This window comes from Cyanobium sp. Lug-B (genome assembly GCF_024345635.1).
Classification (GTDB): Bacteria; Cyanobacteriota; Cyanobacteriia; order PCC-6307; family Cyanobiaceae; genus Cyanobium; species Cyanobium minutissimum.
In genome coordinates, this window is the sequence record NZ_JAGQBM010000067.1 from 1 (window position 1) to 17,262 (window position 17,262).

Consider the following 17,262-nt stretch of genomic DNA (forward strand, 5'->3'; position numbering starts at 1 on the left):
CCCTTCGGCGGCGCGGTCGGGGGCGGGGGCGCGTCCTGGGTGGGGGCGGGGGCCGGCGGCAGGGGGGTGATGGCGGGAATGGGCCGGCGAATCGCTGCCGACAGTTTCGCCTGTCTGCGCGAGGGTTGTGGATGGCGGGTGACCGAAGGGCCCCGTCCGGGCGCCCCCTACATTTCCCCCATGCTCAAAGCCGGAATCGTCGGGCTGCCCAACGTGGGCAAGTCGACCCTCTTCAACGCCCTGGTGGCCAACGCCCAGGCCCAGGCGGCCAATTTCCCCTTCTGCACCATCGAGCCCAACGTGGGGGTGGTGGCGGTTCCCGACGAGCGCCTGCAGAAGCTCTCCGATCTCTCCAGTTCCAAGGAGATCGTGCCGACCCGCGTCGAATTCGTGGACATCGCCGGGCTGGTGCAGGGGGCCAGCCAGGGGGAGGGGCTCGGCAACAAGTTCCTGGCCAACATCCGCGAGGTCGATGCCATCGTCCATGTGGTGCGTTGCTTCGAGGACGATGACGTGATCCACGTCTCCGGCAGCGTCGACCCGGTGCGGGACGCCGAGATCATCAACCTGGAGCTGGGCCTGGCGGATCTGGCCCAGATCGAGAAGCGGCGCGAGCGGCTCAAGAAACAGATGCGCACCAGCAAGGAGGCCGCCGCGGAGGACGGTGCCCTGGCCCGGCTGCAGGCGGAGCTGGAGCAGGGCGGCGCCGTGCGGCGGGTGAGCCTGAGCGAGGAGGAGCAGGCCCTGGTGCGCAACCTGGGCCTGCTGACCGGCAAGCCGATCATCTATGCCACCAACGTCAGCGAGGACGACCTGGCGGACGGCAATGCCTGGGTGGCCGCCGTCGAGGCCCTGGCCGCCCGGGAGGGGGCTGAAGCGGTGCGCATCTCCGCCCAGGTGGAGGCCGAGCTGGTGGATCTGGCCGCCGAGGAGCGCGCCGACTACCTGGCCGGTCTGGGTGTCAGTGAGGGCGGGCTGCAGAGCCTGATCCGCGCCACCTACCGCCTGCTGGGCCTGCGCACCTACTTCACCACCGGCGAGAAGGAGACCCGCGCCTGGACGATCACCGCCGGTATGACCGCCCCCCAGGCGGCCGGGGTGATCCACACCGATTTCGAGCGCGGCTTCATCCGGGCCCAGACCATCGCCTACGCCCAGCTGCTGGAGGCCGGCACCCTGGCCGAGGCCCGCAACCGGGGCTGGCTGCGCAGCGAGGGCAAGGAGTATGTGGTGGCCGAGGGGGATGTGATGGAGTTCCTCTTCAACGTCTGAGGGCTCCCGGTGTCCCTGTCCGTCGGTTTCATCGGCCTGGGGGCCCTGGGCGCGCCGATGGCCGCCAACCTGCTGGCGCGGGGTTTTCCGCTCACGGTCCATAACCGCCGCCGTGACCGGGAGCTGCCCCTGGCCGCCGCCGGGGCGCTGCGGGCGGCCACCCCGGCGGCCGCCGCCCGGGGCGCCGATGTGCTGGCCCTTTGCCTGAGCGACGACGCGGCGGTGGCGGCGGTGCTGCTGGGGGAGGGGGGCGAGGGCGCCGCCGCCGCCGTGGAGGGCCTGGCCCCCGGCGCCCTGGTGGTCGATTTCTCCACCATCGCCCCCGCCACCTCCCGGGCCATGGCGGACGCCCTGGCTGAGCGCGGTGTGGCCTATCTGGATGCGCCGGTCACCGGCGGCACCGAGGGGGCCCGGGCCGGCACCCTCTCGGTGCTGGTGGGGGGAGCGGCCGCCGACCTGGAGCGGGCCCGGCCGGTGCTGGAGGCCGTGGGCCGGACGATCACGGCGATCGGTCCGGTGGGGGCGGGCCAGGCGGCGAAGGCCGTCAACCAGGTGCTGGTCGCGGGCAGCTACGCGGCGGTGGCCGAGGCCATGGCCCTCGGGCAGCGGCTCGGCCTGCCGATGGAGGAGGTGCGGCAGGCGCTGGTGGGTGGGGCCGCCGGCTCCTGGGCCCTGGAGCACCGCGCCGGCGCCATGCTCCGGGGTGAATTCCCGCTTGGGTTCCGGCTGCGGCTGCATCGCAAGGATCTGGCGATCGCCCTGGAGGCCGCCTCCGCCGGGGGCCTGGGGCTGCCGGTGGCCGAGCTGGTGGCGGCGATGGAGGACGACCTGATCGCGGCGGGCCATGGCGACGAGGACGTGTCGGCCCTGGCCCGCTGGTTCAGCGCCCGCTCCCGGTGAGCGACGCGGGCTCCCTACCTTGGTTCGGCTCCTGTGGTGGTGGCCGCCAGGCCGTTGACTGAATGCCTGATGCGCCCCTTGACGCGCCCCCGGCCTCCGCGATCGAACTGCGGGGGCTCAGCAAGCGGTTCCAGGAGGGGGAGAGCGAGCGGACGGTGCTGCAGGCCGTCGACCTGACCATCGCCCCCGGCCAGTTCGTGGTCCTCCTCGGTCAGAGCGGCAGCGGCAAGAGCACCCTGCTGCACCTGATCGGCGGCATCGACACCCCCTCCTCCGGCAGCGTGGCCATCGGCGGGGTGGACCTCACGGCCCTCGACGAGCGGAACCGCACCCTGTTCCGCCGCGACCACATCGGCTTCATCTTCCAGTTCTTCAATCTCATCCCCACCCTCTCGGTGCTGGAGAACGTCACCCTGCCCGGTGAGCTGGCGGGTCGGCCCCGGCCGGCCCTGGAGTCGGCCGCCCGCGACCTGCTCGGCCGGGTGGGGCTGGCCGACCGCGCCTCCACCAGGCCCGACCGCCTCTCCGGCGGCCAGCAGCAGCGTGTGGCCATCGCCCGCGCCCTGCTGCACCAGCCCCTGCTGATCCTGGCCGACGAGCCCACCGGCAACCTCGACGAACACACCGGTGAGCAGGTGCTGCAGCTGCTGATCGATCTCACGCGCCAGCAGGGACGCACCCTGATCATGGCCACCCACAACGGGGCCATCGCCGATCGGGCCGACCGGGTGCTGCGGGTGCAGGAGGGCCACCTGCTCGAAGCGTCCGCCCCTGCGGCTGCGGTGCCGGCATGAGCCAGGGGGAGGCACCGCCCGTGGTCCGCAACGGGCCCCTGTGGCGTCTTGCGGCCCGGCGCTGGCGCCGCCGCCCGCTGCAGTACCTGCTCTGCATCCTGGGCATCGCCCTGGGGGTGGCGATGCTGGTGTCGATCGATCTGGCCAGCGGCTCGGCCCAGCGGGCCTTCTCCCTCTCCACCGACGCCATCACCGGCCGCACCACCCATCGCCTGGTGGCGATCGGTCCCGGTGGCGTACCCGACGCCACCTTCGTGGCGCTGCGCCGCCGCTTTCCGGAGATCCCCGCCGCGCCGGTGATCGAGGCCTACGGCCGGGCCGAGGAGCTGGACGGCGAACTGCTGCGGCTGGTGGGGGTGGATCTGTTCAGCGAGGCGCCCTTCCGCGGCCTGCTGGGCGGCGACGGCGACGGCGACGGCGATGGCAAGGGCGATGGTGAAGGGGGCGGCGCCGGAGGCGGTGGCCGCGGCTTCGTGCCCTTCCTCACCGAGCCCGGCACGGCCGTGATCGCCGCCGACACCGCCGCGCGCTACGGCCTCCACCCCGGCGCCGCCGACGCCTCCGGCACCCTGCATCTCGATCTGGGCGGGCGGACGTCGGCCCTGCGGCTGGTTGGCAGCGTCAGCAGTGATTCGGCCCTGGAGCGCCGTGGGCTGGAGACCCTGCTGCTGGTGGACATCGCCACCGCCCAGGACCTGCTCGCCCCCGCCGGCGCCGCTGCGGCCCCGGCCCTGGGCCACATCGATCTGATCCTGGAGGGTCCCGCCCAGGAGCAGGCCATCCGCACCTGGTTGCCCGCCGGGCTGAAGCTGGAGACGGCGGCGGCCCGTGGCAATGCCGTGCAGCAGATGACGGCCGCCTTCGAGCTCAACCTCACCGCCATGAGCCTGCTGGCCATGGTGGTGGGCATCTTTCTCATCTACAACACGGTGACCTTCAGCGTGGTGCAGCGCCGCAGCCTCTTCGGTGTGCTGCGCTGCCTGGGGGTGACCCGGGGCCAGCTGTTCACCCTGATCCTGGGGGAGGCGGCCCTGTTCAGCCTGGTGGGGTCCCTGCTGGGCCTGGTGCTGGGGGTGGTGCTGGGGCGCACCGTCGTCGGCCTGATCACCCAGACGATCAACGACTTCTACTTCGTGGTCTCGGTGCGGCAGATCAGCCTCTCGGGATTCACCCTGGCGAAGGGGCTGCTGGTGGGGGTGGCTTCGGCCCTGATGGCCTCGGCCCTGCCCGCCTGGGAGGCGATGGCCACCCCGCCGCAGATGACCCTGCAGCGTTCCAGCCTCGAGGCCGGCTGGCAGCGGCTGCTGCCCTGGTTCCTGCCGGCCGCCGCCTTCAGCGGCGGCCTGGGGGTGCTGTTGCTGCGCTGGGACAGCCGCGGCCTGGTTCCCGCCTTCGCCGGCCTGTTCGCCCTGCTGATGGGGGCCGCCCTGCTGATGCCGCCCGTCCTGGCCGCCGTCATGGGGATTCTGGGCCGGGCGGGCGGCGGCTTCGGGGTGGTGGCCCGCCTCGCCCCCCGTGACATCCTGCGCTCCCTCAGCCGCACCGCGGTGGCCGTGGCGGCCCTGATGGTGGCGGTGTCGGTGATCGTGGGGCTCTCGATCATGATTGGCTCCTTCCGGGGCACGGTGGTCACCTGGCTCGACCAGACCCTCCAGGCCGACCTGTTCGTCTCTCCGCCCAGCACCACGGCCAACCGGGTGCTGGGCAAGGTGGATCCCGCCATCGTCCGGGCCGTCGCGGCGCGCCCCGACCTGCGGGCCATGGTCACCTACAACAGCTTCGACGTGCACCTGGTCGACCAGGATCGGGACATCACCCTGATCGCCGCCGGTGGCGATGTCTCCGCCGGCCGGCGCCCCTACGCCTGGGTCCGCCCGGGCGTCGACGACCCCTTCGCCGCCCTGGCAGCCCGCGAGGGGGTGATCCTCTCCGAGGCCGTCTACCTGCGCGACGGCCAGGGTGCCATCCCGGAGCGGGTCAGGCTCGAAACCCCTGACGGCGAGAGGAGCTTTCCAGTGGTCGCCGTCTTCTACGACTATTCCTCCGACCGCGGCAGCGTGCTGATGGACCGCTCCCAGGTGGCGGAGCTCTGGCACGACGACAACGTCGCCTCCCTGGGGCTGTTCCTGGCCCCGGGCGTGGAGCCCGAGGCGGTGGCCGGCGACCTGCGGGAGGGTTTCCGCAGCCGCCAGAGCCTGCTGGTCCAGACCAACGGCGCCCTGCGGCAGGGATCGCTGGAGATCTTCGATCGCACCTTCGCCATCACCGGCGCCCTGCAGCTGCTGACGGTGCTGGTGGCCTTCATCGGTATCTTCAGCACCCTGATGAGCCTGCAGCTGGAGCGGGGCCGGGAGTTCGCCGTGCTGCGGGCCGGCGGCATGACGCCCCTCCAGCTGGGGCGCCTCACCCTGCTGGAGACCGGCCTGATGGGTCTGCTGGCCGGCACCTGCTCGATGCCCCTGGGCTACGGGCTGGCCTGGGTCCTGGTGCATGTGATCAACGTGCGTTCCTTCGGCTGGACCCTGCAGATCGCCCTGGAGCCCCGCTTCTTCGTCCAGTCCCTGTTGGTGGCGGTGGGGGCGGCGGTGCTGGCGGGCCTCTACCCGGCCCTGCGCCTCGGCCGCATGAACATCAGCGAGGCGCTACGGCAGGAATGAAGCACCCCCATCCCCTGCGCACCCTGCTGGCCCTGGTGGCCGTGCTGCTGCTGGGCCTGGCCGGAGCGGCACCGGCCGGGGCCAGCAGCGGCATCCGCTGGGGGGAGACGCCGGAACCCGAGGGGTTCGTCCGGGCCCTCAGCCCGCGTCGCTGGCAGTTCCCCGCCGACTTCGGCCCCCATCCCGAGTACCGGACCGAATGGTGGTATTACACGGGCAATCTGGAGGGCGACGACGGTCGCCCGTTCGGCTACCAGCTGACGTTCTTCCGCCAGGCCCTGGCCCCCGACGGCCCAGCCGCACCCGACGGTTCAGCCACCGCTCAAGCCCCAGCTGCCCCCGCTGAGCCTGGGGCTACGGCCACGAGCGCCGGTTCCCCGTGGCGCACCCCCCAGGTCTTCTCTGCCCATTTCACCGTCAGCGACATCGCCGCCGGTGCCTTCCTTGAGGAGGAGCGCTTCGCCCGCGGCGCCCTGGGCCTGGCCGGGGCCGAGGCCGATCCCTATGCGGTCTGGCTCAACGACTGGCGCATCAGTACCGAGGGACCCGACCGGGTGCGCCTCCAGGCCGCCACCGACGCCATGGCCATCGATCTGAGCCTCACCCAGAGCCGGCCCCCGGTGCTCCAGGGCCAGGACGGCCTCAGCCGCAAGGGGCCCGAGCCGGGCAACGCCTCCCACTACTACTCCCTGGTGCAGCAGCCCAGCGAGGGCACCATTACGGTGGCGGGTCGCACCTACGCGGTCCGCGGGGTCAGCTGGAAGGACCATGAGTTCTCCACCAGCGTTCTCAGCCCAGGCACCGTCGGCTGGGACTGGTTCTCCGCCCAGTTCGAGGACGGCTCCGCCCTGATGCTCTACGGCCTGCGCCGGGAGGACGGCGGCAAGGAGCCCTTCAGCGGCGGCCGCTGGATCGCAGGCGACGAGGCGGTGGAGCTCGGCGCCGACGACTATGTGCTCACGGTGAAGCGCACCTGGCGCAGCCCCCACAGCGGTGCCACCTACCCCGCCGCCTGGACGCTCACCATTCCGCGGCTGGACCTGGAGCTGGCGATCACGCCGCAGATGGCCGATCAGGAGCTGACCACGGCCTCGGCCACCTACTGGGAGGGGGCGCTCCGCTACGGGGGCCACCGCGGCGAGCGGCCGCTGCGGGGCCGCGGCTACGGCGAGCTCACCGGCTACGTCGACCGCCTCGATGGCCTGCGGGGTGGGTGATCGGCGAGGATGGCCCCAGCAGGAGCGAAGGGCCATGGCAGCAGCGGACCATCCCGGGACCCCATCCCCCCCCTCGGCGGAGTCCGGCGACGCCGCCGGCACGGCCGCCGAGCATCCCCATAACTTCGAGGTCCAGAAGGAGATCCACCGCCGCATCCGCAACGATCCCGATTACGACGACTGGGAGTACGGCACCGAGCCCCTGCCCCATGAGGCCTGGGTGGAGCGGCAGGCCGCCGCCTCAGGGGAGCGCCCGGCGGGGGCCTAGGCCCCGCACCATCAGCAGTCCCCCCAGGCAGGCCACGGCCATCAGCAGCCAGAGTCCGGCCCCATGGCCCTGGCCATCCAGCAACCGGCCGGCGAGCAGGGGCGCGGCGAAGCCGCTGATGGCGAAGCACTGGGACAGCAGCGCCAGGGCCAGGCCCTGGTGCTCGATCGGGCTGCGTTCCACCACCGCTTCGGTGGCGGTGGGCAGGAAGCAGGCCATCCCGAGGGCCAGGGGCAGCTGGGCGAGCAGCAGCAGCCCCAGCCCCCGTTCGCTGTAGGCGGATCCCGCCAGCAGCAGGTTGCCGGCCGCGAAGCTGACCAGGCTCAGGGTCAGACCCGTCCTCACCGGCCGGCGGGCGAGGGCCTGACCCACCGGCCACTGGAGCAGCAGCAGCAGGGCCAGCTGCAGGCCGATGGTGAGGGCACCGAGGCTCACCGGCAGGGCCCGGCGCAGCAGGCTGCCCCGCACCAGCTCCAGGGGCAGGGCGCTCTGCATCAGGGCCGGCATTGCCGTGGCCAGCACGGCCACGGCCAGCAGCGGCAGCAGGCCGGGCAGCCAGGGGCCCCAGGGGCTGGGGTGGGCCAGCCGCTCCCTGGGCCTCGGATCCGGCAGCTGCCGGCGCGACAGCAGCAGCAGCAGCACCAGCATGCAGCCGATGTCCACGGCGTAGATGCCGCGCAGCCATCCCCGCCAGGCGAGCACCGCCCCCAGCAGGGCCCCGGCGGCGATGCCCAGGGCATCGGCGCTGCGCATCAGGGCGAAGGCCCGGCCCGAGGGCACCGGCGCGCAGCAGAGCGGCACCGCCAGCTCGATCGCGGGCCAGTAGAAGCCCACCGCCATGCCCAGCAGCACCTGCCCCTGCAGGTAGCCGCCAAAGGAGCCGGCGCCCATCAGCCGGGCGTCACCGGCGATGGCCATCAGGGCCGCCAGCAGCACCGGAACGGCGCAGTTCAGGCCCCGATCCAGCAGGAGACCGCTGAGGATCCGGCCCAGGGTGCCCGCCAGGGCGGCCAGGGCCAGCCCTTCGGTGACGCGGCCGGCGCTGAACTGGGCCTGGTGGAACACCATCGGCGTCAGATAGAGCACGCCGCCCGCCCCGAGCATCGCGATCAGGCGGATCAGGGCGACATGGCGCAGGGCTGCTGGAAACTGGGTGAACCAGGACCGCGCCCTGGCCCTCCCCTGTGCCTGTTCCACTCCGCCTTCGCCTGTTCAAGGGTCTGCTGGCCAGTCTGCTGATCGCCGGGCCGGCCCTGGCCGGGCCCGTTGCCGCGGCGGAGGTGCTGGAACTGCGCTTCGATGGCCTGGAGCTGCCGGTGAACCTCGAGCAGCTCGATGGCTGGACCCGCAGTCCGGCCGGCCGGTCCGGCGGCGGGGACCTGGCGGTCTGGCTGGATCTGCTCGACCCCCGCAGCCGCCAGGACCTGAAGATCCTGCTGCGCGCCCCCCTGCTGCGGGACACCAGCTTCGGCCAGCAGCTGCTCGACAGCTGGGCCGGCAGCCAGATGATGGCCCGCCTCGGGGACCTGCTGACCACGGCCGACGGCCGCAGCACCACGGCGGTGCTGCAGACGACGCTGCGCCGGCTGCTGGAGTCCCGCCAGGACGTCTCCACCATCGGCCTGCTGCGGGCCCTGCCGGTGCAGCGGCTGAGCCTCCAGCTCGATGGGCTCTACGAACTGGCCGTTCAGTGGCGCCAGCAGATCGACCTGCAGCGGCAGGCGCTGCGGCGCCTCCAGGCCCTGGCCCTGCCGGAGCGGCGCACCGTCCCCCTGGCCTTCGCCGATCGCACCCCCCTGAGGCCCCGGCGGCTGGGGCTGGCCGTGGGCCACCGCCAGCAGCCCCTGCCGCTGGAGGTGTGGCCGGCACCACCGACGCCAGCGGCGGCCACCGGCTGGGGAAGCCCGACCCCGCAGCGGCCCTGGCTGCTGATGATGCCTGGCCTGGGGGGCAATGCCGACCAGTTCGGCTGGCTGGCCAGCGAGCTGGCCGAACGGGGCTGGCCGGTGGTGGTGGTGCAGCACCCCGGCAGTGACGGACCTGCCCTCAAGGCCGCCCTCGACGGCCAGCGGCCGCCGCCGGGCGCCGAGACCCTGGCCATCCGGCTGGCCGACGTCGAGGCGGTGCTGGCGGCCCAGCGCTGGGGCGAGCTGCCGGTGCGGGGCCACGGGGTGGTGCTGCTGGGCCATTCGATGGGGGCCCTCTCCGCCCTGCTGGCGGCGGGGGTGGTGCCGGAGGCGGGCCTCGCCGAGCGCTGTCGCAAGGCCCTCGACCGCCTGCCGATCGCCAACCCCTCCCGGCTGCTGCAGTGCCAGCTGCCCAGCACCGAGTTGCCCAAGCGCCCCTCCCCCCCCGCCGACCTGCGGGGGCTGGTGCTGCTCAACAGCTTCGGCAGCCTGCTCTGGCCCCGGCGGGGCCTGGCGTCCCTGGGGCTGCCGGTGCTGATGGTCGGCGGCAGCCTCGACCTGGTGACGCCGCCGCTGGAGGAGCAGCTGCGCCTCTTCCTCCAGGGCAGCGATCCCCGCAGCCGGTTGGTGATGGTGGAGGGGGGCAGCCACTTCTCCCCCGTGCGGCTGATGCCCACCGATGAGGTGCTCTTCCGCCTCGACGACGAGCTGGTGGGGGTGGACCCGGCCCGGGTGCAGTCGGCGCTGCTGCGCCTCACCACCGAATACCTCCAGACCCTGGAGCAGCCCCTGCTGCTGCCGGCCCAGCGGCGGGTGCAGCAGGGGGTGACCCTCGATGTGCTCGACGCCGCCGCCGCCCGGCGCTGGAAGGCCGGCCTGCAGCCCTGAGACTTCGGCACCGGCACCGGCCCGGCGCTCAGAAGCGGATGCGCGGATCCAGCAGGGCCACCAGCAGGTCCACCAGCACGGTCACCAACACCACCAGGGCCGCCACCACCACCACAATCCCCTGCACCACGGGATAGTCGCGCTGGGCGATCGCCTCCTGCAGCCGGAAGGCGATGCCCGGCCAGGAGTAGGTGACCTCGATCAGCAGGGCGCCGCCGATCAGGGAGGCCACGGTGATGCCCGTGATCGTCAGCACCGGCAGCAGGGCATTGGGCAGGGCGTGGTGCAGGACCACCCGCCGCTCGCTCAGGCCCCGGCTGCGGGCCGCCTCCACGTAGTCGGAGCCGAGGGCGCGGCGCAGGTTGAGCCGCAGGGCGTTGGTGAAGATGCCGCTGAGCAGCAGGCCCAGGGTGGCCGCCGGCAGCACCAGGTGGCGCAGGCTGCCGACCAGCTGGCCCCAGTCGCCTGCCCGGAGGCTGTCGAGCAGATAGAAGCCCGTGCCCACCGGCGGCATCAGGGTGGCGGGAAAGCGTCCCCCCACCGGCAGCCAGCCGAGCCAGACGGAGAACACCAGCTGGACCACCATGGCGGCCCAGAAGGGGGGCAGGGCGTAGGTGCTGATGCCGTAGAGACGGCCGGCCAGATCGATCCGTCCCTCCGGACGGGCGATGCCGCTGAATCCCACCGCCAGCCCCGCCACGGCCGCCAGCAGCAGGCCCACCACGCCGAGTTCCAGGCTGGCGGGCAGGGAGGCCTGGATGATGCGGGTCACCGGCTCACCGTTGGTGAGCGACGTGCCCAGGTCGCCCCGCAGCAGATGGCCGAGGAAGCGGCCGTACTGGTCGGCCAGGGGCAGATCCAGGCCCAGCTGGGCCCGCAGGGCGGCGCGGGCCGCCTCCGGGGCGCGGGTGCCCAGCAGGGCGTCGATCGGATCCCCGGGGGCCACCCGCAGCAGCAGGAACACCAGGGTGGCGATCAGCCAGAGCATCACCGGAGCCAGGGCCAGGCGGGAGGCCAGGTAACGCGCCAGGTCGGAGCGGCGGCTCATGGCACCCGGGCCGCGGCAGCGGCGGGGAGACGGCGCAGCTCCCCCAGCACGACCCGGCCGGACCCGTCGAAGCGGGGCTGGCTGACCCCCGGCTGGCCCCAGGCCACCGGGGCGCTCAGCCACACCGGCAGGTAGGGGCTGGCGGCGGCGACCCGGCGCTGGATGGCCATCAGCAGGGCGGTCCGCTCGGGGCCGTCCAGCTGGCTGCTGCGCTGCAGCTCCTCCTCCAGCCCCGGGGCGGTCCAGAAGGTGCCGCCCAGGACGCTGTTGCCTTCCAGACAGCGGTTTCCCTCGGCCTTGCTGCAGGAGAGCAGCGGCATCAGGAAGTTCTCCGCATCGGGGTAATCGCCGATCCAGTCGTAGAAGAGCATCGTCAGGGCGCCTTTGTCGAGCTGGGAGTAGGCGGTGGTCGACTCCATGCCGCTCACCTCGAGCGTCACGCAGTCGCCCAGGTCCCGGCGCAGCTGGGCCTGCCAGGTGAGGGCGAAGAGGCGGTCGGTGGGGATGTCGGAGCGGTAGGTGAACGGCAGGGTGAGCACCTTGCCCCCGCAGTACCCGGCCTGGCGGTAGAGGGCGCGGGCCCCGGCAGGGTCGTAGGCCGGCCAGGCGGTGGGATCGGAGCCCGGAAGGTCGGGGGGCACCAGCTGCCGCTGGGGGGAGCGCAGCCCCAGGGTGACCCGCCGCACGATGGTGGCCCGATCGAGGCTTCGGGCCACGGCCTGCCGCAGGGCGGGCCGGTTCAGCGGTGGCTGGTCGGTCAGCAGGGACACCAGGCTGATCTCCTGGGAGGGGCCGACGGCCTGCCGCAGGCGGCCGGCCGCCGCGTCCCGCTTGAGGGCCTGCTGGTGGTCGATCTCCAGGCCGGTGCTGAGCAGCAGGTCCACCTCGCCGCTGCGCAGCGCCCCGAACAGGGCGGTGGAGTTGCTCAGGGTGACCAGGTCGATGCCCCCGTTGGCCGGCCGCCGGCCCCAGTAGCGGGACCAGGGCACCAGCCGCTGCTGCTGGCCGCCGAAGAAGGCCAGGGTGTAGGGGCCGGTGCCCACGAAGCGGTCGTTCAGGGGCCTGTCCCGGTGCTGCCGGTAGGCGGTGGGGGAGACCGGGGTCAGGAAGATGGCGCTGAGCAGCCGCGGCAGTGGGCTGAAGGGGCGCTTCAGCACCAGCTCGATCTCGTGGGGAGCGGTGACCCGCACGCTCGCGACCCGTTCGCTCAGTTGGTAGCCGAGGGTGCCGATCGCCATGAAGCGGCGCAGGGAGAAGGCCATGGCGGCGGCATCGAAGCGGGTGCCGTCGTGAAACAGCACCCCCCGCCGCAGGGGGATGCGGGCCCGCATCCCGTCCGGACTCAGCACCGGCAGGGCCGTGGCCAGCCGCGGCTCGATGCGGCCGCCGGCGTCGATGGCATAAAGGGGGTCCCCCAGGCCGCTGAGCACCTGCATCACGCCGATGCGGGAGGCCTGGACCGGATCAAGGGAATCGATGCGGCTCTTGGTCGCCACCACCAGGGAGCGGCGCGATCCCGATGGCTGACAGCCCGCCAGCAGCGGCAGGGCCAGCAGCAGGGTGGCAAGGGCCGTGGCCGCCGCGGCCGGCCCGCGTGCTGTTCTGCCCCTGGTCGTCGGCAAGACCCTGCGATCCGGTGGCGCCCATTCAAGCGGCCTGTCCAGCACGGTTCCGGCGGAGGCGCTCAGGGGGTCCGTCGCTGGCTCCTGGGCCGCCGCCCGCGCAGGATCTCCAGCTGCCGGACCAGCTGCTGGAGCAGGGTGAGGGACACCCCCGGCCGCTGGGCGCCGGCGGCGAAGGCGGCGGCGAACCCCACCGAGGCGATGCTCACCCGCGCCACCCCCTGGCCGAGGGCCCAGACGTCGGTGGGGGCTGGGCCGCTGATCCGGCCGGAGGCGCGGGTCTCCGTCTTCTGCAGCTCATCGAGCAGGCTGCGCTTCAGCTCGCTGAGGGGCAGGCTGAGGGCCGCCGGGGGCAGCTGGGGCCGGGGGGCCGGAAGCCGCGAGAAGCGGGCCTGCAGGTCCTCCGGGCTGGTGGCCGCTTCGATCGCCTGGCGGATCCCCGTCACCCGTGTGTCGAGCACGCTGCGCTGCATCGCCTGGGCGCCCTTCGCCTGGGAAAGGATCCGCCAGGTGGCGAAACCCTGCAGGGGCACCAGCAGCAGGAAGGCGAACACCACGACGATCGCCCACTGGCGGGCGATGGCCAGCTTCGCCCGCAGGAAGCCGTTGGTGGGTTCGATGTAGAGCGCGAGGTGCAGCAGCAGGAACCCCAGCAGGGCCAGCAGCGCGGTGTTGACCATGCGGTTGGTGAACCGCAGCTGCCAGGCGGGACTGAGGAGCGCGAGGGGCAGGGAGTCGACCAGGACGAACGCCAGGAACACCAGCAGCAGGCCGCCACCGCTCCAGGCGAGCAGGCGGCTGAAGCCGGCGATCGTCTCCTCGCGGCTGGCGGAGTGGTCAGGCATCCGAGGTCCGGGCTGGACAGGGTGGTGCGGACTGGCCAGCGGCCCAGACCTTAGGGGGCCCCACCCATGCCGTCAGGGGCGCGGCAGACCGCCCCAGCCTGCCGACTGAAACGCAAACCAGGCAAACCTGAAGGCTGGCTGATAAGATGGTGAAACATTCCTGGTTGTACATGGTGCGCTTCCCTGGGTTCGGTGCCCTCGGCCTGAGGCGTTTCCGCCCGTCGGTCCATCTCTACCCTCCCCTGGTGCTGCTCAGCTGCCTGATTGCCAGCACCGCGGCCCCGGCCGTGGGCAGCTACGGGCATGACGCCCTGGCCGAGCTGGAGGACCTGCGGGAACTGCTGGTTCCCGGATTCGGGCGGGAGCCGGAGATCCGCATCGGCGTCGGTGGCATCGGCCTGGGCAACCCCGTCACGGGACTGGTCGTGCCCCCGTTCCTTCTCGGCTCCCCTTCAGGGTCCGGTTCCATCATCGATGGGTTCGTCGTTCCCTCGGGCTTCTTTCTGGCGCGCTCCGGCGACGTGCCCGGCCGCGGCGGCTTCCGCCTGACGAATCCCCTGGCCTTCCGCTGGACGGGGACGGCGACAACCGCGCCGCTGCAACTCACCTGGCAGGCCGGAACCCTCTTCGACAACGTCTTCGACGGCTCCACGGGCGCCTTCGTTCCCTTCCGGATCGTGCCGGCCGGCTCCCCCTCCATCGAGCCGGTGCTCGCCCTGGTGGCCGAGCCCGCCGACGGGACGGACGGTTCCGGGGATGGGGACGGCGTGTTCGAGACGGCTCTGCTTGCCCCGGCTCCGGAAAGCCCCGCCGGCGATCAGCCCGGCGGCGGCCCCGGCGAGCTGCCCGGTGATGGCGGCGACGGCCCCACCGGGCAGCCCGGTGGTGAGGGGGAGGCTCCTGACCCAGCTTCGGTGCCCGGACCCCTGCCCGTGGCCGGGGTGGCCCTGGCCTGGCGCTGCAGCCGCCGGTTGCGGCAGCGCCTTCGCCAGGGGCGCTGAGCTGCCGCAACCGGCGGTTGCAGCCCTGCCTCAGAGGGTGCGCAGGCAGGCGGCCACCGCCTCCACCCCCTCGAGGGCCTCGATCGCGCCGAGGGCTTCGCGGAACCGGTCCTCCCGCACCTCGTGGGTGATGACGACGATCTCGGCCTCCCCCTCCCGGGCGTCGAGCTGGACGATCGACTGGATCGACACCTGGGCGGCACCGAAGCAGGTGCCGATGCGTCCGATCACGCCGGCCTCGTCCCGGGTGCGCAGCCGGACGTAGTTGCGGTGGTGCGTCCGGGAACCGTCGACCAGGGCGCAGTGGCGCCAGCTGCTGGCCGCCAGCAGGGGGTCGAGGCCGGCCTGGGGCCCGCCCACCTGGCGGATCCCGGCGATGTTGAGGATGTCGGCCACCACCGCCGAGGCGGTGGGCCCGGCCCCGGCGCCGGGCCCGAAGAACATCACCTGGCCCACCGGATCCCCTTCCACCAGGATGGCGTTGTTGACGCCGTGGACCCCCGCCAGGGGGTGGTGCTTGGGCAGCAGGGTGGGGTGGACCCGCACATCGAGCGCCACGCCGCCGGGCGGTTCCGAGCGATGGCGGTCCGGGGCGTCTGCGACGTCCTCGACCCGTTCGGCCACCGCCAGCAGCTTCACCACGAAGCCCAGCTGGGCCGCATAGGCCACGTCGCGGGCATCGAGCCGGTCGATGCCTTCGGTGGCGATGCCGCCGCGCTCCACCGGCCCTCCATAGGCCAGGCCGGCCAGGATGGCGATCTTGTCGGCCGCGTCGCCCCCTTCGACATCGGCGGCGGGGTCGGCCTCGGCGTAGCCCAGCCGCTGGGCATCGGCCAGCACCTCGGCGTAGGCCGCCCCCTCGTCGGCCATGCGGCTGAGGATGTAGTTGGTGGTGCCGTTGATGATGCCGCTGACCCGGCGGATGCGATTGCCGCCGAGGGACTGCTTGATCGGCTCGATGATCGGGATGCCCCCGCCCACGGCGGCCTCAATCAGCACGTAGACACCCCGTTCCGTGGCGGCGGCGGCGATCTCCTGGCCATAGCGGGCGATCACCGCCTTGTTGGCCGTGACCACCGGCTTGCCGGCGGCGATGGCCCGCAGAATCAGGCTGCGGGCGGGCTCCAGCCCCCCCATCACCTCCACGACGATGTCCACAGCCGGATCGTCGATCACGGCCTCCGGGTCGGTGGTGAGGCGCTCCGGGGGCAGGGTCAGGGGACGGGGACGGCTGAGATCGCGCACGGCCACCCGTTCGAGCACCAGGTCAGCGACCAGGGGATGGCGGCCCTGGGGACTGGCGAGGATCGCCGCCACCCCGCTCCCCACCGTGCCCAGCCCGAGCAAGCCGATGCCGATGGCCATGGGCTGCAACCCCACAAACCACCATCCTAGAAATCAACCGGCATCCAGCTGGCTGGCCTGGCCCTGCATGGTGCGCAGGATGTTGAGGAAACCGTTGGCCCGCGAGGGTGTCAGGCTCGCCTGCAGGCCCGTCGCGGCGATGAAGGAGGGATCGAGGGCGGTGACCTCGGAGGGGGTCAGGCCCTCCAGCCCCTCGATCAGCAGGGCCAGCAGCCCCTTGGTGATCTGGGCATCGGAATCGCCGCGCCAGTGGAGCCGGCCCCCCTCCAGGCTGCCCACCACATAGACCTGGGACACACACCCCTTGACCTTGAAGGCGTCCTGACGCAGGTCGTCGGGCAGGGGCTCGAGCTTCTTGGCCAGCCACAGCACGTACTCGTAGCGGCGGCGGGGGTCGCTGGTGCTGCCCAGGCGTTCCACGATCCGATCGAGGGCGGGGCTGCCGGTGGCCATGGACGGGAGGGAGGAAATCAGGACGGGCGGCGAAGCCTCAGCATCCTGGCCAGACCGGCCACGGCGAGCACGCCGAGGGGGGGCAGAAAGGCCCATCCCTCCAGCCGAGGGTAGGGAAGGGAGCGGCTCACCCGCGCGGGCGCCGCCGAGGGGGCCGCCGGTTCCGGCAGTTCGAGGTAATCGCGATGGCCCGGGCCCGCATCCACCTGGACTTCCCACTGGCGGCCGGCCTGGGGCGGCAGGGTGAAGACGATGCTCCCATCGGCGCCGGTGCGCCCGAGTTCGATCGGGGTGCCCCCGTCGGGGGGGACGATGCGGACGGCGGCATCACTGGCGGGCTGGCCGCCGGAGAACTGGCTCTCCAGGCGCAGCGTCTCGGGGCCGGGGGCCGCCGCGGAACGGTTCAGGGACTCGTTGAGGCTGGTGAGGCGCTCCAGGCTGCTCTCGATGGCGTGGGCGCGGACCTGGGTGGGGGCCACCACGAGGCCGACGAGGCCGATCAGCCCGGTGAACAGAAGGGGCTTCATCCGTGAATCAGGAGGCTTTCCAGCGACTATCGCTGCTTTTGCCCGCCTGCACCATCCTGGCGACCGAACTGACCATCATCGAGAGGGCGTCGCTGGAGGAGCCGCGGCTCTGGATCTCGGAGGTCATCACCCGCTCAGCGGCCGTCAGGGGACGGTTCTGGAGCGACGAGAGGATGGAATCCAAGGACGGCACGGATGCACTGCGCCGATCCTGGCAAACGATCGGGGCCCTGGCCCGCTGCGGGCCCCATCGTTAAGAGCTTGCAACCTTCCGCAGCCCCGCCGGCGTGAGATGGCAGTCGCGCTCATCGATCCAGCCGTCGAAGGGGATGTCCCAGGGATCCCTGGGCAGGGCCGCGCTGACGCAGGCGGCGGGCAGCACCGCCAGGGCGGGCACCGCCGCCCAGCGCGGATCGGCCCGCAGCCGGTCGTACCAGCCGCCGCCGGAGCCCAGCCGCAGGCCACTGGGGGCCACGGCCAGGGCGGGCACCAGCAGCA

Annotated in this window: 17 protein-coding genes; 8 read left to right on the forward strand and 9 right to left on the reverse strand. The window is 72.8% G+C overall.

The window, feature by feature from the left end; all coding sequences use genetic code 11:
- The first annotated feature begins 180 nt into the window (after positions 1 to 180).
- The 6 genes from ychF (at position 181) to KBY81_RS13810 (ending at position 7,108) form a co-directional block, all read left to right on the forward strand.
- Entirely contained in the window at positions 181 to 1,272 is a 1,092-nt protein-coding gene (gene ychF, locus KBY81_RS13785) for a redox-regulated ATPase YchF (RefSeq protein WP_254976792.1), read from the forward strand.
- Between the two features lie 9 nt (positions 1,273 to 1,281).
- Entirely contained in the window at positions 1,282 to 2,172 is an 891-nt protein-coding gene (locus KBY81_RS13790) for an NAD(P)-dependent oxidoreductase (RefSeq protein WP_254976783.1), read from the forward strand.
- 62 nt (positions 2,173 to 2,234) lie between these two features.
- Positions 2,235 to 2,966 (forward strand): ABC transporter ATP-binding protein, encoded by a 732-nt coding sequence (locus tag KBY81_RS13795; protein WP_254976784.1) that lies wholly within the window; start codon positions 2,235 to 2,237, stop codon positions 2,964 to 2,966.
- Positions 2,963 to 5,623, forward strand: coding sequence for an FtsX-like permease family protein (locus KBY81_RS13800; RefSeq protein ID WP_254976785.1), 2,661 nt, complete (start codon positions 2,963 to 2,965; stop codon positions 5,621 to 5,623). The genes KBY81_RS13795 and KBY81_RS13800 overlap by 4 nt, the downstream gene beginning before the upstream one ends.
- A complete protein-coding gene (locus tag KBY81_RS13805; protein WP_254976786.1) occupies positions 5,620 to 6,840 on the forward strand; it encodes a lipocalin-like domain-containing protein in 1,221 nt (406 codons plus the stop codon). The genes KBY81_RS13800 and KBY81_RS13805 overlap by 4 nt, the downstream gene beginning before the upstream one ends.
- 34 nt (positions 6,841 to 6,874) lie before the next feature.
- Entirely contained in the window at positions 6,875 to 7,108 is a 234-nt protein-coding gene (locus KBY81_RS13810; protein WP_015110772.1) for a hypothetical protein, read from the forward strand.
- Here KBY81_RS13810 and KBY81_RS13815 read toward each other — a convergent pair.
- Positions 7,082 to 8,305: an MFS transporter gene (locus tag KBY81_RS13815; protein WP_254976787.1), complete on the reverse strand. Its 1,224-nt coding sequence runs from the start codon at positions 8,303 to 8,305 to the stop codon at positions 7,082 to 7,084. The genes KBY81_RS13810 and KBY81_RS13815 overlap by 27 nt on opposite strands.
- Between KBY81_RS13815 and KBY81_RS13820 the strand changes: the two genes are divergently transcribed.
- Positions 8,293 to 9,903, forward strand: a complete 1,611-nt coding sequence (locus KBY81_RS13820; RefSeq protein ID WP_254976788.1) for an alpha/beta hydrolase — start codon at positions 8,293 to 8,295, stop codon at positions 9,901 to 9,903. The genes KBY81_RS13815 and KBY81_RS13820 overlap by 13 nt on opposite strands.
- Before the next feature lie 28 nt (positions 9,904 to 9,931).
- Here the strand turns inward: KBY81_RS13820 and KBY81_RS13825 are convergent, their stop codons facing one another.
- From KBY81_RS13825 to KBY81_RS13835, 3 genes are all read right to left on the reverse strand, one after another.
- Positions 9,932 to 10,951 (reverse strand): ABC transporter permease, encoded by a 1,020-nt coding sequence (locus KBY81_RS13825; RefSeq protein WP_254976789.1) that lies wholly within the window; start codon positions 10,949 to 10,951, stop codon positions 9,932 to 9,934.
- Positions 10,948 to 12,573 carry an ABC transporter substrate-binding protein gene (locus KBY81_RS13830; protein ID WP_106220457.1) on the reverse strand — a complete coding sequence of 542 codons (1,626 nt, stop codon included), beginning with the start codon at positions 12,571 to 12,573 and terminating at the stop codon, positions 10,948 to 10,950. The genes KBY81_RS13825 and KBY81_RS13830 overlap by 4 nt, the downstream gene beginning before the upstream one ends.
- A 62-nt stretch (positions 12,574 to 12,635) precedes the next feature.
- The gene (locus KBY81_RS13835) at positions 12,636 to 13,418 is read right to left on the reverse strand and encodes a hypothetical protein (protein WP_106220458.1); all 783 of its coding nucleotides are present in this window, start codon (positions 13,416 to 13,418) and stop codon (positions 12,636 to 12,638) included.
- A gap of 170 nt (positions 13,419 to 13,588) precedes the next feature.
- On the opposite strand from KBY81_RS13835, the gene KBY81_RS13840 reads away from it, so the two are divergent.
- Positions 13,589 to 14,419, forward strand: coding sequence for a hypothetical protein (locus KBY81_RS13840; protein WP_106220459.1), 831 nt, complete (start codon positions 13,589 to 13,591; stop codon positions 14,417 to 14,419).
- A 30-nt stretch (positions 14,420 to 14,449) separates the two neighbouring features.
- Here KBY81_RS13840 and KBY81_RS13845 read toward each other — a convergent pair whose 3' ends face one another.
- The 5 genes from KBY81_RS13845 to KBY81_RS13865 form a co-directional block, all read right to left on the reverse strand.
- Complete coding sequence (locus KBY81_RS13845; protein ID WP_254976790.1) at positions 14,450 to 15,784, reverse strand: homoserine dehydrogenase; 1,335 nt, start codon at positions 15,782 to 15,784, stop codon at positions 14,450 to 14,452.
- Positions 15,785 to 15,817: 33 nt separating this feature from the next.
- On the reverse strand, positions 15,818 to 16,237 hold the full coding sequence (locus KBY81_RS13850; RefSeq protein ID WP_254976791.1) for a SufE family protein: 420 nt from the start codon (positions 16,235 to 16,237) through the stop codon (positions 15,818 to 15,820).
- A 17-nt stretch (positions 16,238 to 16,254) separates the two neighbouring features.
- Positions 16,255 to 16,764 (reverse strand): hypothetical protein, encoded by a 510-nt coding sequence (locus tag KBY81_RS13855; RefSeq protein WP_106220461.1) that lies wholly within the window; start codon positions 16,762 to 16,764, stop codon positions 16,255 to 16,257.
- 7 nt (positions 16,765 to 16,771) lie between these two features.
- Positions 16,772 to 16,948, reverse strand: a complete 177-nt coding sequence (locus KBY81_RS13860) for a hypothetical protein (RefSeq protein WP_181280046.1) — start codon at positions 16,946 to 16,948, stop codon at positions 16,772 to 16,774.
- A 69-nt stretch (positions 16,949 to 17,017) separates the two neighbouring features.
- Positions 17,018 to 17,262: 5-formyltetrahydrofolate cyclo-ligase (locus KBY81_RS13865; protein WP_315858529.1), on the reverse strand; the 245-nt coding region annotated here is incomplete at its 5' end.

Coding starts and splice junctions, on each gene's coding strand:
- ychF (WP_254976792.1), top strand. CDS start 181: ATGCTCAAAGCCGGAATCGTCGGGCTGCCCAACGTGGGCAAGTCGACC.
- KBY81_RS13795 (WP_254976784.1), top strand. CDS start 2,235: ATGCCTGATGCGCCCCTTGACGCGCCCCCGGCCTCCGCGATCGAACTG.
- KBY81_RS13800 (WP_254976785.1), top strand. CDS start 2,963: ATGAGCCAGGGGGAGGCACCGCCCGTGGTCCGCAACGGGCCCCTGTGG.
- KBY81_RS13805 (WP_254976786.1), top strand. CDS start 5,620: ATGAAGCACCCCCATCCCCTGCGCACCCTGCTGGCCCTGGTGGCCGTG.
- KBY81_RS13810 (WP_015110772.1), top strand. CDS start 6,875: ATGGCAGCAGCGGACCATCCCGGGACCCCATCCCCCCCCTCGGCGGAG.
- KBY81_RS13825 (WP_254976789.1), bottom strand. CDS start 10,951: ATGAGCCGCCGCTCCGACCTGGCGCGTTACCTGGCCTCCCGCCTGGCC.
- KBY81_RS13835 (WP_106220458.1), bottom strand. CDS start 13,418: ATGCCTGACCACTCCGCCAGCCGCGAGGAGACGATCGCCGGCTTCAGC.
- KBY81_RS13840 (WP_106220459.1), top strand. CDS start 13,589: ATGGTGCGCTTCCCTGGGTTCGGTGCCCTCGGCCTGAGGCGTTTCCGC.
- KBY81_RS13845 (WP_254976790.1), bottom strand. CDS start 15,784: ATGGCCATCGGCATCGGCTTGCTCGGGCTGGGCACGGTGGGGAGCGGG.
- KBY81_RS13850 (WP_254976791.1), bottom strand. CDS start 16,237: ATGGCCACCGGCAGCCCCGCCCTCGATCGGATCGTGGAACGCCTGGGC.
- KBY81_RS13855 (WP_106220461.1), bottom strand. CDS start 16,764: ATGAAGCCCCTTCTGTTCACCGGGCTGATCGGCCTCGTCGGCCTCGTG.